Below are 13,243 nucleotides of genomic sequence, written 5' to 3'. Positions count from 1 at the left end.
GGCGCCGGACGATGATCTCTTTCCAAGCGCCCTGAAAAATCGGGGGCGGACCGTGTCGTGTCCGCCCCCAATCCAGCTACAGGACGTATTTCGACAAATCCTGATCCTTGACGATCTCCGCAAGCTGCGTGTCGACATAGGTGGCATCCACGGTGACGGTCTCGCCGCCACGTTCGGACGCGCTGAAGCTGATCTCCTCGACCAGTTTCTCCAGTACCGTCTGAAGGCGCCGCGCGCCGATATTCTCGACACCGGCATTCACGTCGGCGGCAAGCTTCGCGATGCGATCGATCGCATCCTCGGTGAAATCGAGCGTCACGCCCTCCGTGCCGATAAGGGCGCGGTATTGGGTGATCAGACTGGCCTCCGTATCCTTCAGGATGCGACGGAAATCGCTTTCCGTCAGGCCCTTCAGCTCGACGCGAATGGGAAGCCGTCCCTGAAGTTCCGGCAGCAGGTCTGACGGTTTGGCGACGTGAAAGGCGCCGGACGCGATGAACAGGATGTGGTCGGTCTTTACCGCGCCGTGCTTGGTGGAGACCGTCGTGCCCTCGATCAGCGGCAGCAGGTCGCGCTGCACGCCCTCACGGCTGACGGTGCCGCCGCGGCTGTCGCTGACGGCGATCTTGTCGATCTCGTCCAGAAAGACGATGCCGTTCTGTTCCGCCGCCTCGATGGCCTCCCGCGCGATCTCCTCATCGTCGAGCCGCTTATCGGATTCCTCGGCCAGCAGCGCATCGAACGCCTGCCGCACGCTGAGGCGGCGGCGCTTCTGCTGCTTGCCCATCTTGCCGAACATGCTGCCGATATCGAGCGTGGCGATCTGCCCCGACATGCCCGGCAGTTCGAAGGGCATTTGCGGGCTGGCCTCGACGTCGATCTCGATCTTCTTCTCGCTCAGCTCGCCATTCGCCAGCTTCTCGCGCATGCGTTCCCGCGTGCCGGACGATGCGTCCTTCCCCGCGAGCGCATCGAGCAGGCGTTCTTCCGCATCGCGCTCCGCCTCGATCTTCACGGCCTCGCGCTTGCGGGCGCGGACCAGACGGATCGCTTCCTCGACAAGGTCGCGGACGATCTGTTCGACGTCGCGGCCCACATAGCCGACTTCGGTGAACTTGGTTGCCTCGATCTTGATGAAGGGCGCTTCGGCAAGCTTGGCCAGGCGGCGGCTGATCTCGGTCTTGCCGCAGCCCGTCGGACCGATCATCAGGATGTTCTTCGGACTGACCTCGTCACGCAGGGCTGCGGGCAGCTGCTGGCGGCGCCAGCGATTGCGCAGTGCGACGGCGACAGCGCGCTTCGCCTCGTCCTGTCCGACGATATAGCGGTCCAGCTCGGCGACGACCGCGCGGGGCGTCAGGCCCTCGACCTCGGCGCCCGCACCGATGGGGGTTTCGTAATTCATTGGCTCTCGCCCTCAAGTGTTTCGACGGTGATGTTTTCGTTCGTGTAGACGCAGACCTCAGCGGCGATCGCCATGGCGCGGCGGGCGATCTCCTCTGCCGGAAGATCCGTGGCTTCCATCAGCGCGCGGGCCGCGGACAGGGCGTAATTGCCGCCAGACCCGATGGCGGTGACGTTGTGGGTCGGCTCCAGCACGTCGCCCGTACCGGTCAGCACCAGCGTCACCTCCCGGTCGGCAACGATCATCATGGCCTCCAGCCGGCGCAGATAGCGGTCGGTGCGCCAGTCCTTGGCCAGTTCGACGCAGGCGCGCTTCAACTGGCCGGGGAAGCGCTCCAGCTTGGTTTCCAGTCGCTCGAACAGCGTGAAGGCATCGGCCGTGGCGCCGGCGAAACCGCCGATGACGCTGCCGTCACCGAGGGGGCGGACCTTGACGGCATTGCCCTTCATGATGGTGTGCTGCAGCGATACCTGACCGTCGCCCGCGACGACGACCGTGCCGCCGCGGCGCACGGACACGATGGTGGTCCCGTGCATGGTAATGGGCTCTGACATTCTTCCCCTTCAAGCATGCGGGTTGGAAGGACTGGGGGCCGCCCGGTTGGCGGCGCTCTTTCGGGGATATAGGAAGCCGGAAAGCGCGCGCAAACGCGGGGGCACGCCCGCCTGCAGGCCGCTCCAGTGGAGACAGGAATGACCAGGACTATTCTCGCCGCCCTCCTTCTGCTCAGCGCGTGCGGCGAATCCGCCAATCTTTCGGTCGAGGAGGGCATGGGTCCGGATCCAAGGTTGCCGGAACCGACGAAGACCCTGTTCCCGACGGTGAACACGGCGGAGGTCGGCGGCTGGGCGGAGGGCGAGATGCCGACGCCGGCACCCGGTTTCACCGTCACCGAATATGCCGCGGATCTCGACCATCCGCGCTGGCTCTACCGCCTGCCGAACGGCGACATGCTGGTGGCGGAAACCAACAAGCCGCCGCAGACACCGAGCGGCATAAAGGGATGGATCGAATCGACGATCATGTCGAACGCCGGCGCAGGGGTGGAAAGTCCCAACCGCATTACGCTGCTGCGCGACGCCGACGGTGACGGCACCGTGGACGAGCGCCACGTGTTCCTCGATGCCGAGGATGGCCTCGCCTCCCCCTTCGGCATGGCGGTTGCCGCCGACGGCAACCTCTATGTCGGCATGTACGAGGGGCTGATGCGCTTCCCCTATCGGGATGGGCAGACCAGCATTTCCGAACCCGGCGAGATGGTCGCCGAGCTGCCGTCGAAGGGGGAGAAGGCCGGGCACTGGACACGAAACGTCCTCGCCAGCCTCGACGGATCGAAGCTCTACATTTCTGTGGGGTCCGTCTCCAATGTCGGTGACGAGGGCATGGCGGTGGAGGAGGGCCGTGCGGCGATCCACGAATACGACGTTGCGACGAGGCGTATCCGGCAGTTCGCCGGCGGCCTCAGAAATCCGGTCGGCATGGCGTGGAATCCGGCTTCGGGCGAGCTCTGGACCGCCGTCAACGAGCGCGATGCGCTCGGCTCCGACCTTGTCCCGGATTATATGACGAGCGTGAAGGAGGGCGGCTTCTACGGCTGGCCCTACAGCTATTACGGACAGAATGTGGACGACCGGCCAGAGCCGCAGCGGCCGGACCTCGTCGAACGCGCCATCGTGCCCGATTATGCGCTGGGTCCGCACACGGCGTCTCTCGGCCTCGCCTTCACGCCCGCAGGCGGCGGTGCCGTCGTCGGGCAGCACGGATCCTGGAACCGGGAGCCGAGGTCCGGCTATCAGGTGGTCTATGTGCCCTTCGACGGCGCGGAACCCTCCGGCAAGCCGCAGGTGCTTCTTGGCGGCTTTCTTGTCGGCGACACGGCGAAGGGGCGCCCCGTGGGCGTGACGTTCGACAGGGCGGGCGCGCTGCTGGTGGCCGACGATGTCGGAAACCGCATCTGGCGCGTGACGCCGGCGGGTTGAACCATACCGGGCCGGCAGGCGTCCGCCCGCCGCCCCTGAGACAGTGTGCCGCACCTCCCAATTGGAGCCGTCATTCATTGAAGGCGGCGAATGACCGTTCCAACGGAGGGAAGATCATGAAGACGTTTGTTGCGCTCAGCGCTCTTTCTCTTGCACTCGCCGCATGTGGCGGCGCCGAACAGGCCGACGATCCGCCGACGGAAGACACGGCGATGACCGGCGACGAAACCATGGGCGAGGGCGCGATGCCCGGCGACATGGCTGCGAACGACCCGATGGCCGGAACCGATCCCATGGCCGGCGACGACATGATGGCCGAAGGCGAAACGGTCACGGTAAACGTCACGGGAATCGAGCCCGGACCCGGACAATTGATGGTCGCGCTCCAGACGCAGGATGAGTTCGCCGAGGCCGCCGGTACATATACGCAAATGCTGACGGCCGACGCCGCGACGGAAACCGTCACCTTCGAAGGCGTCGAACCCGGCAGCTATGCCGCAGCCGTGGTCCACGACACCAACGAGAATGGCGAGGTGGACATGGGCGATACCGGCCCGACCGAGGGCTGGGGTCTTTCGGGTGAGGCGCAGGAAGGCGCCCCGGAATTCGATCCGGCCATGTTCGAGGTGACAGATGCGGGCGGCAGCGCCGACGTGTCGCTGACCTACCCGGAATAGCGTTTGACACCGGGGCGGCCCAGGCATGGCCGGCCCGCCCGCGGTGCGTGCATCGGGTTATCGACTCAAAGGCGAAGGCGTGGCCGCTTGCGTGTGGCCGCGCCTTCGCTAGTTACGCGAGGGTCATGACAACGCGCCGCGCAGAGATCATTCGCAAGACGAAGGAAACCGACATCCGCATCGCCGTCGATCTGGACGGCACCGGACGGTATGAGGTGGCGACCGGCATCGGCTTCTTCGATCATATGCTGGAGCAGCTTGCGCGGCATTCGCTGATCGACCTCGATCTGCGCTGTGACGGCGACCTGCATATCGACCAGCACCATACGGTCGAGGATACGGCCCTCGCGCTGGGCGAGGCGATCGCCAAGGCGCTGGGAAGCAAGGCGGGTATCCGCCGATACGGCCACGCCTATGCACCGATGGACGAAACGCTGACGCGCTGCGCACTCGACATCAGCGGCCGGCCGCATACCGTTTACAAGGTCGAGATTCCGCAGTCCCGCCTCGGTGAGATGGATACGGAGCTGTTTCCGCACTTTTTTGAAAGCCTGGCGCAGACGGCCGGCATCACGCTGCACGTCGAGACACTCTACGGCAAGAACTCGCACCACATCATCGAATCGGCCTTCAAGGCGCTGGCGCGCGCGCTGAGAGCCGGCGTGGAGATCGACACGCGGGCGAAGGATGCGGTCCCGAGCACGAAGGGCGTGCTTTAACGGGCGCCGCAAAGAAACGGACGCAAGAGGACCGACCGGGGGGAGTGGATAGTTCATGGCGCAGCGCATCGCTGTCATCGATTACGGCGCGGGCAATCTGCGTTCGGTCGCCAAGGCGCTGGAGGAGGTGGCGAAGGACGCACCCGGCGGCGGGCATGTCATGGTGACGGCCTCGGCCTCTGCCGCACGCGGCGCGGACCGTATCGTGCTGCCGGGGGTCGGCGCCTTCGGTCAATGCGCCAACGCCCTTCGAGCCGTGCCGGGCATGATCGAGGCGCTGGAGGAGGTGGTGACGGAACGGGGCCGCCCCTTTCTGGGAATCTGCGTCGGCATGCAGTTGATGGCCCGGCGAGGCCGGGAGCGCGGCGAGCATCAGGGGCTCGGCTGGATACCGGGTGAGGTGGTGAAACTGGATCCCGGTGATCCGCGCCTGAAGGTGCCGCACATGGGCTGGAGCCCGATTTCCCAGAAGCTCGCGGGATTGCGGCACGATCTTCTCGGCCGGCTGGAGGACAATGGGGAGGCCTATTTCGTCCATTCCTACCATTTCCAGGTCGCCGAGACTGCGCATCTTCTCGCCACCTGCGACTATGGCCAGACGGTGACGGCGGTGATCGGCCGCGACAATGTGATCGGCACACAATTCCACCCGGAGAAGAGCCAGGCCTACGGCCTCGCCTTCCTGCGCGGTTTTCTGGACTGGACGCCGTAGCGCAGCGGCCTAAGAGCCGGGCCATGCCCTTTAATCTCTACCCCGCCATCGACGTGAAGCGCGGTCAGGTCGTGCGCCTTGCCGAGGGCGACATGAATGCCGCCACGGTCTATTCCGACGACCCGGTCGAACAGGCGCGTGTCTTTACGAAGGCGGGCGCGGAATGGCTGCATGTCGTCGACCTGGACGGCGCGGTGGAGGGGAAATCGAGAAACCGCGACGTGATCGAACGCGTCGTCAAATCCTTTGGCGGACGCGTACAGGTCGGCGGCGGCATTCGCAGCCGCAGCGCCATTCGCAACTGGATCGACGCCGGGGTGAAGCGCGTGGTTCTCGGCACGGCGGCGCTGAAGGATCCGGACCTTGTGAAAACTGCGGCGGCGGAGCTGCCGGGCCAGGTGGTGGTCGCGGTCGATGCGCGCGGCGGCTTCGTGACGACGGAGGGGTGGGCTGAGCGTTCGGACATCCCCGTGGCCGACCTTGCCCGCCGGTTCGAGGATGCGGGCGTCGCCGCGCTGCTGTTTACTGACGTTGGTCGCGACGGACTGCTGACGGGCGTCAACATCGAGGAGACGCTGGCGCTCGCCGAAGCGGTGGATGTCCCGGTCATCGCCTCGGGGGGCGTGTCCGGCATGGACGATATTCGTGCGCTGAAGAAGGCGTCGGACAAGGGGATACTGGGCGTGGTGGTTGGGCGCGCCATCTATGACGGACGCCTGAACCTGAAACAGGCGCTGATCGTGGCGGCGGGCTGACGCGAGGGGATTATGGCCGCCGTTCGGATCATTCCCTGCCTCGACGTGGCGAAGGGGCGCGTGGTCAAGGGCGTGAACTTCGTCGCGCTGCGCGATGCCGGGGATCCTGTCGCGGTCGCGCGCGCCTATGACGAGGCGGGGGCGGACGAGATCTGCTTCCTCGATATTGCAGCAACGCACGAAAACCGGGGCACGCTGATCGACATCGTGGCCCGCACCGCAGACCAGTGTTTCGTGCCGCTGACGGTCGGTGGCGGCGTGCGCAGCGTCGAGGATGCGCGGGCGCTGCTCCTCGCCGGGGCGGACAAGGTTGCCGTCAATTCGGCCGCCGTTCGCGATCCTGCGCTGATCGGCCGGCTGGCGGATGCCTTTGGATCGCAGTGTGTCGTGGCGGCCATCGATGCGCGGCAGACGGGCGAGGGGCACTGGGAAATCTTTACTCATGGCGGCCGCCAGGCAACCGGTATCGATGCGCGCGCCTATGCGGATCGCGCGGTGAAGGAGGGGGCGGGCGAGATTCTGCTGACCTCCATGGACCGTGACGGCACCAAAGACGGTTTCGACCTCGCCCTGACGCGCGCCATCGCCGATGCGGTGCCGGTGCCGGTGATCGCGTCCGGCGGCGTCGGGAAGGCCGCGCATCTGGTTGAGGGGGTGACGCGCGGCCATGCGAGCGCCGTCCTCGCCGCATCGATCTTCCACTTCGGCGAGGTCTCGATCAGGGATGCGCGTGCCGCCATGGCAGGGGCCGGCATCGATGTGCGCCGGATTGCCCCGCGAGAGGCCGCGCCGTCCGGAGCGCTATGACCGACACGCTGCGCCGCCTTGCCGACATCGTGGCCCGCCGCGCCGGGGCTGCGCCGCAGGAGAGCCACACGGCCGCCCTGCTGGCAAAGGGCCGGGCGAAGGTGGCCGAAAAGCTCGGCGAGGAAGCCGTCGAAACGGTCATCGCGGCCGTTCAGGGGGATCGGGCGGCGCTGATCTCGGAAAGCGCGGACCTGCTTTTTCACCTGTCGGTGCTGTGGCACGATGCCGGCATCGGCCCGGAAGATGTCGACGCTGAGCTGGCCCGGCGCGAGGGGCGTAGCGGCCTTGAAGAAAAGGCTGCGCGCTGACGCGGGGCGGCGGCCGCCGATCCAATCATCACCACAGCGAAAGGAACCGATCTCATGGAGCCTGTCGATGCCAAGGGTCCTTATGACGACGAGAATGTCTTCGCAAAGATCCTGCGGGGAGAGATCCCGTCAACGGAAGTCTATTCGGACGAACATGCCTACGCCTTCGTCGACATCAATCCGCAGGCGCCGACGCACGTTCTGGTGATTCCGCGCGGACGCTACCGGTCGTGGGTCGATTTCACGGAAAGCGCCGAAGATGCCGAAATCGCCGGCTTCATTCGCGCGGTCGGGAAGGTCGCGAAGAGCCTGGATGTCGAGGATCCCGGCTACCGCCTGCTCGTCAATTCGGGCCGCCATGCTCATCAGATGGTCCCGCATCTTCACGTACATCTGTTCGCCGGGCGCCCCCTGGGGCCGATGCTGTCCGGCGGAGCGGTCGGCTGAAATCCGCCTTTTTCTGACCAGTCGCCCTTCAAATGTGACCGATATGTTGTAGAAGGGCGCCATCGCGTACCCCGGGGGGAGTCACGATGGGAGCGAAGAGTACCGCCGCGGCGGCCGCCAGTGAGGGCTGGTCCAGCCGCGCAGCCTTCATATTGGCGGCCATCGGCGCTGCCGTCGGTCTGGGCAATGTCTGGCGTTTCCCGACGCTCGCCGGCCAGAATGGCGGCGGCGCGTTCGTGCTGTTCTATATTGCCTGCGTGGCGCTGATCGGCCTGCCCCTGATCCTGTCGGAGATCCTGATCGGCCGTGCGGGGCGGGAGGATGCGGTCGGCAGCATCCGTCAGGTGGCTAGGCGATCGGGCGTCAGTGCGCGCTGGACGTCGGTCGGGTGGATCGAGCTCGCGGCCGCATTCTTCGTCCTAAGCTTCTACAGTGTCGTTGCGGGCTGGGTAGTCTATTATGCCGGTGTCATGGGTGCGGATTTGCTGAGCGCCATTCTGGCCGGGGATCCCTTTCGCCCGGCGCTGATCGGCGAGGGTCCGGCTGCGGTCCAGGGCCGCATGGACGACCTCTTCGCCAACATTCCCATGCTATTTGCCATGCATCTCGTCTTCATGGGCGCGACGTTCGCCATCATCGCCAAGGGGGTGCACGATGGTATCGAGAAGGCCGCACTTTACCTGATGCCGGCCTTCTTCGTGCTTCTGGTCGGTCTTGCCGTCTACGGCGCCATCGTCGGCGACGTGTCCGAAAGCGCCGCCTTTCTGTTCACGCCGGACTTTTCCCGCCTGACACCTATTGCGATGAACGAGGCGCTGGGACAGGCGCTCTTCTCGGTCGGCCTCGGCTCTGCCGCCCTGATGACCTACGGCGCATACATCAGCCCGGGCGAGCGGCTGGCGCCGATGGCCGGAATGATCGCGGTTGCCGATACGGTTGTCGCCATCATTGCCGGCCTTGTCATCTTTCCCATCGTCTTCGCCGTGGGCCTCGACCCGGCGGCGGGGCCGACGCTGGTCTTCCAGTCACTGCCGGTGGCCTTCCAGCAAATGCCCGGCGGCGCGCTCATCGGTTTCCTGTTCTTCGTCCTTATCTTCTTCGCGGCCCTGACGAGTTCCATTTCGCTTTTGGAGGCCCCGACCGCCTGGGGCATCGCCGAACGGGGTTGGCGCCGGCCGGTCTCCGCGGCGATCTTCGCCGGCGGCGCCTTCGTCGTTGGCGTCGCGTGTCTCCTGTCCCTGAACGTCTGGAGCGAGGTACGCCTTCTCTCCTTCTGGCCCATATTCGCAGATTCCAATATCTTCGACACGGTCGACGGATTTACCGGCAAGGTCCTGCTGCCGCTTGCGGCGCTCCTGACTGCCATTTTCGTAGGCTGGCGCGCGGACCGGAACCTGGTGTCGGCGGAAACCGGTCTTGCCGGCGCATCGCTCGTCATGTGGCGTTTCCTCGTTGCCTGGATCTGCCCTCTTGCCGTCGGACTGATCCTCGTTCTCGGCTTGTTCCCGGTCCTTACAGCATGACGGGACAAGCCGCCCTTATGCTTTGTCGTTTGCGGTCGGCGATCCGTCCGCTAATCGAAATGCCCCTTGAAAGGTCTTTTCTATATGCTTCTTGGCCGCGTTAAGCCTTTAGACGCGATTCTGGCGACCGCAGAAAAGCAGTCCCTCACGCGCACACTCGGTGCATGGCAGCTGACGCTGCTGGGTGTCGGCGCCATCATCGGCACCGGCATCTTCGTGCTGACGTCCGAGGCGGCGCAGAAGGCTGGTCCGGGCATGATGTGGAGCTTCGTCATCGCGGCTGCGGTCTGCGGCGTCGCCGCGCTGTGCTATTCCGAACTGGCCTCCATGGTTCCGGTCGCGGGCAGCGCCTACACCTATACCTACGCCGTCATGGGCGAGCTTCTGGCCTGGATGGTCGGCTGGGCGCTGATCCTGGAATATGCGGTCGCCGCCAGCGCCGTCTCCGTCGGCTGGTCGGGCTATTTCATAGGCCTCTTGCAAAGTTGGGGCATAACCTTGCCCACGGCGCTGTCCGTCGGGCCCTATGCCGGCGGCATCGTCAATCTGCCGGCCCTTGTCATCGCGCTTTTGATCACGGGTCTCCTGATGATCGGCACGACGGAGAGCGCACGCGTCAACGCCGTGCTGGTGGCGATCAAGGTGACGGCGCTGACGGCCTTCATCGCGCTGACCTTGCCGGTGGCGCAGGGTGCGGAGTTCGAGCCCTTCACCCCGAACGGCTGGTTCGGTGAAAGCAGCGGCTTCGGCGTCGTCGGCGCGGCGGCCTCCATCTTCTTCGCCTATGTCGGCTTCGACGCGGTTTCCACAGCGGCGGAAGAAACAAAGAACCCGCAGCGCAACGTACCCATCGGCCTGATCGGCAGCCTTGCCATCTGCACGATCTTCTATCTGCTGGTGGCCGCGGGCGCGATCGGGACCATCGGGTCGCAGCCGATCACCACCGAAGCGGGCGGTCTGCTCGCGCCCGGCACGCCGGAATTCGCCGCGCGCTGTCAGGACTTCATGGCGATGGGGCAGGAACCGCTGGTCTGCTCGCGGGAGGCGCTGGCCCATGTGCTGCGCGAGATCGGCTATGAGCGTCTGGGTGACCTGATCGGCATCGCCGCCTTCCTGGCCCTGCCGTCGGTCATCCTGATCATGCTGTTCGGCCAGACGCGCATCTTTTTCGTCATGGCCCGCGACGGGCTGCTGCCGGAGAAGCTCGCCTCTATCCATCCGAAGTGGAAGACGCCGCACATCGTCACGATGATCACGGGCGTCGCGGTGGCGTTCTTCGCCGCCTTCCTGCCGGTTGGGCAGCTTGCCGACATCTCCAACTCCGGCACGCTGTTCGCCTTCTTCATGGTGGCGCTGGCCGTTCTGATCCTGCGCCGCGCGCAGCCGGACCGTCCGCGTCCGTTCAAGACGCCGCTCGTGTGGATCGTCGCGCCGCTTGCGATGCTCGGCACGCTTGGCCTGTTCTGGAACCTGCCGTTCGATGCGAAGATGGTCCTGCCGATCTGGGGCGGCATCGGACTGGTCGTCTACTTCGCCTATAGCCGCCGCATGAGCCATGTCGGCCGCGGCATCATCGAGGTGCATGAGGACGACCCGGACGCGCCGCCGCATCCGGTGCCGCCGATCGGCGATGCGCACACGCCCGGCGGAAAGGACGCCTGACGCCGGCGGGGTTCGCGAACAGAAAAAGGGCCCGGTGAGACGATCACCGGGCCCTTTTTCTGTCTCGCTCCGATCTGCTGACGACGTCAGCTGAGCGCCTTCGACGCTAGCGCCTTCAGGTCGGCGAGCGGGCGGGCGCCGTAATGGGAAATGATCTCCCCCGCCGCGACCGTCCCCAGAAGGGCGCAATCATGGGGGCTGCGGCCTTGTTGCAATCCCGCGAGGAAGCCGGCGGCGAACAGGTCGCCCGCACCTGTCGTATCGACGACGGAGGCCACGGGCTGCGCGGGCACCTCGATCCGCTCGCTTCCGTTCAGCACGACGGCGCCGAGGGGCCCGCGCGTCACGACCGCGAGTTCGCAGCGGCCCTCCTGAGCGGAAAGGGCAGCGCCGAAATCCTCGGTCTCGTACAGGCTTTTCAGTTCCTGCTCGTTCGCGAACAGAATATCCACGCCGCCGTCCGCCAGCGCCAGGAAATCGCTGCGATGGCGATCGACGCAAAACAGGTCGGAGAGGGTGAAGGAAACGCGCCCCCCGGCCGCTCGGACGGTATCCCGTGCTTTTTCCATGGCCGCGCGCGCGTCCTCGGCATCCCAAAGATAGCCCTCCAGATAGACAATGGAGGCGGCGCCGATGGCGTCATAGTCGACGTCCCCCTCGGCCAGTTCCGCGCTGGTGCCGAGGAAGGTGCACATGGTGCGCTCCGCGTCCGGCGTGACGTTGATCAGGCAGCGCGCCGTCGGCACCTCGCTTGTGGAAAAGGGCGTGTCGAAGGCAACGCCAGCCGCGCGAATATCATGCTGGAAGACCCGGCCAAGCTGATCGTCGGAAACGCGGCCGATGAAGCGCGTCGTGCCGCCGAGCGCCGCTATGCCGGCTGCCGTGTTCGCGCCGGAGCCGCCGGAACTTTCCTGGCCCGCCGCCATCTTTGCGTACAGCCTCTCCGCCTCCTCGGCGTCGATCAGCCGCATCGAGCCCTTTTCGAGACGGTTGCGTGTCAGAAAATCGTCTTCGGCGCGCGCAATGACGTCGACGATGGCATTGCCGATGCAGACGATCGGCGCACTCTCGCTGGGCGAGGCGGGACTGGTCATGGGGCGGATTCTCCTTTTGATTTCGTGCTCGTACAAATCGTCGGGCGCACTTTCGTGCTGCGGCGCCTATGCGCTCGCGCCGGACCTGTCGAGTTCGGCGAGCGCCCATCCGGCCGCATCGCGCACCTGCTCGCTTTCGTCCTGCAGCAGCGGCATCAGCACGCGCCGCGCATCGGGGTCGCCGCTATTGCCCAGCGCGATGCAGACATTGCGCACGAAGCGGCCGCGCCCGACCCGCTTGACCGGGGAACCGCTGAACAGCGTCCGGAAATCGCTGTCGGACAGTTGCGCCAGATCGGTCAGTCGGGGCCGTACCAGCGGTGCGCGGGGGCCAAAGCGCATGTCGCGGCTCGCCTCCGCGAACTTGTTCCATGGACACACCGACAGGCAATCGTCGCAGCCATAGATGCGATTGCCGATCGCGCGCCGGAACTCTTCCGGAATGGGACCATCATGCTCGATGGTCAGGTAGGAAATGCAGCGCCGCGCATCGAGCCGGTACGGCTCGGGAAAGGCTGCGGTGGGACAGGCATCCTGACAGCGGCGGCACGACCCGCAGCGGTCCCCGTGCGCCGCATCGGGCTGAAGGGCGAGCGTCGTGTAGATGCAGCCCAGAAACAGCCATGATCCCTGCTCGGTAGAAACGAGGTTGGTGTGCTTCCCCTGCCAGCCGAGGCCGGCGGCGGCGGCGAGCGGCTTTTCCATCACCGGCGCAGTGTCGACGAAGACCTTCACCTCCGCATCCGTCGCGGCTGCGACCATCCAGCGCGCGACCCGTTTCAGCGCCTTCTTGACCACATCATGATAGTCGGCGCCGTGCGCATAGACGGACAGCGCGCCGATCTCCGGCGAATTGGCATGACGGAGCGGATCGAGCGCGGGTGCATAGCTCATGCCCAGCGCGACGACGCTGTTCACGGCCGGCCACAGCGCCCGCGGCGCACGGCGCCGGTCTGCCTTCTCCGTCATCCACAGCATGTCGCCATGCATGCCGGCCTTGAGCCAGCGGTCGAGCCGCGCGCCCGCTTCCGGCACCGCGTCCCAACGTGCGATACCGAAGGCGGCAAAGCCGGCCTCCGCCGCTTCCTGTCGCAAGGCAGGCAAGAGTTTGTTATCGGGGAGCGGCATTGACGGCATTGCCGCCTATCTAGTCGC

At 65.9% G+C, this 13,243-nt stretch carries 14 protein-coding genes; 10 read left to right on the top strand and 4 right to left on the bottom strand.

The window, feature by feature from the left end:
* Positions 1-76: 76 nt before the first annotated feature.
* Positions 77-1,405, bottom strand: coding sequence for an ATP-dependent protease ATPase subunit HslU (gene hslU / locus C725_RS13465; protein WP_008603726.1), 1,329 nt, complete (start codon positions 1,403-1,405; stop codon positions 77-79).
* Positions 1,402-1,959 carry an ATP-dependent protease subunit HslV gene (gene hslV, locus C725_RS13460; protein WP_008603725.1) on the bottom strand — a complete coding sequence of 186 codons (558 nt, stop codon included), beginning with the start codon at positions 1,957-1,959 and terminating at the stop codon, positions 1,402-1,404. The genes hslU and hslV overlap by 4 nt, the downstream gene beginning before the upstream one ends.
* Positions 1,960-2,097: 138 nt before the next feature.
* Between hslV and C725_RS13455 the strand changes: the two genes are divergently transcribed.
* The 10 genes from C725_RS13455 to C725_RS13410 all read left to right on the top strand — a co-directional run bounded on the left by C725_RS13455 (position 2,098) and on the right by C725_RS13410 (position 10,994).
* Positions 2,098-3,384, top strand: coding sequence for a PQQ-dependent sugar dehydrogenase (locus tag C725_RS13455; protein ID WP_008603724.1), 1,287 nt, complete (start codon positions 2,098-2,100; stop codon positions 3,382-3,384).
* 116 nt (positions 3,385-3,500) lie between these two features.
* Entirely contained in the window at positions 3,501-4,061 is a 561-nt protein-coding gene (locus C725_RS13450; protein WP_008603723.1) for a DUF2141 domain-containing protein, read from the top strand.
* Between the two features lie 125 nt (positions 4,062-4,186).
* Positions 4,187-4,780 carry an imidazoleglycerol-phosphate dehydratase HisB gene (gene hisB / locus C725_RS13445; protein WP_008603722.1) on the top strand — a complete coding sequence of 198 codons (594 nt, stop codon included), beginning with the start codon at positions 4,187-4,189 and terminating at the stop codon, positions 4,778-4,780.
* Between the two features lie 55 nt (positions 4,781-4,835).
* A complete protein-coding gene (gene hisH / locus C725_RS13440) occupies positions 4,836-5,492 on the top strand; it encodes an imidazole glycerol phosphate synthase subunit HisH (protein ID WP_008603721.1) in 657 nt (218 codons plus the stop codon).
* A 23-nt stretch (positions 5,493-5,515) separates the two neighbouring features.
* Positions 5,516-6,247 (top strand): 1-(5-phosphoribosyl)-5-[(5-phosphoribosylamino)methylideneamino]imidazole-4-carboxamide isomerase, encoded by a 732-nt coding sequence (hisA, locus tag C725_RS13435; RefSeq protein WP_008603720.1) that lies wholly within the window; start codon positions 5,516-5,518, stop codon positions 6,245-6,247.
* Positions 6,248-6,259: 12 nt separating this feature from the next.
* A complete protein-coding gene (gene hisF, locus C725_RS13430; protein ID WP_008603719.1) occupies positions 6,260-7,054 on the top strand; it encodes an imidazole glycerol phosphate synthase subunit HisF in 795 nt (264 codons plus the stop codon).
* Positions 7,051-7,362: a phosphoribosyl-ATP diphosphatase gene (locus C725_RS13425; protein WP_008603718.1), complete on the top strand. Its 312-nt coding sequence runs from the start codon at positions 7,051-7,053 to the stop codon at positions 7,360-7,362. The genes hisF and C725_RS13425 overlap by 4 nt, the downstream gene beginning before the upstream one ends.
* Before the next feature lie 54 nt (positions 7,363-7,416).
* Positions 7,417-7,809: an HIT domain-containing protein gene (locus tag C725_RS13420; RefSeq protein WP_008603717.1), complete on the top strand. Its 393-nt coding sequence runs from the start codon at positions 7,417-7,419 to the stop codon at positions 7,807-7,809.
* Positions 7,810-7,895: 86 nt separating this feature from the next.
* Entirely contained in the window at positions 7,896-9,332 is a 1,437-nt protein-coding gene (locus C725_RS13415; RefSeq protein WP_008603716.1) for a sodium-dependent transporter, read from the top strand.
* Between the two features lie 84 nt (positions 9,333-9,416).
* Positions 9,417-10,994 (top strand): amino acid permease, encoded by a 1,578-nt coding sequence (locus C725_RS13410; RefSeq protein ID WP_008603715.1) that lies wholly within the window; start codon positions 9,417-9,419, stop codon positions 10,992-10,994.
* A gap of 86 nt (positions 10,995-11,080) precedes the next feature.
* Here C725_RS13410 and C725_RS13405 read toward each other — a convergent pair whose 3' ends face one another.
* Both C725_RS13405 and queG read right to left on the bottom strand, forming a co-directional pair.
* The gene (locus C725_RS13405; RefSeq protein ID WP_008603714.1) at positions 11,081-12,088 is read right to left on the bottom strand and encodes an adenosine kinase; all 1,008 of its coding nucleotides are present in this window, start codon (positions 12,086-12,088) and stop codon (positions 11,081-11,083) included.
* Between the two features lie 66 nt (positions 12,089-12,154).
* On the bottom strand, positions 12,155-13,216 hold the full coding sequence (gene queG / locus C725_RS13400; RefSeq protein WP_008603713.1) for a tRNA epoxyqueuosine(34) reductase QueG: 1,062 nt from the start codon (positions 13,214-13,216) through the stop codon (positions 12,155-12,157).
* Between the last annotated feature and the right edge of the window lie 27 nt (positions 13,217-13,243).

The organism is Pacificimonas flava (assembly GCF_000342165.1).
Lineage (GTDB): Bacteria > Pseudomonadota > Alphaproteobacteria > Sphingomonadales > Sphingomonadaceae > Pacificimonas > Pacificimonas flava.
This window is presented reverse-complemented; position numbering and strand designations above follow the sequence as displayed.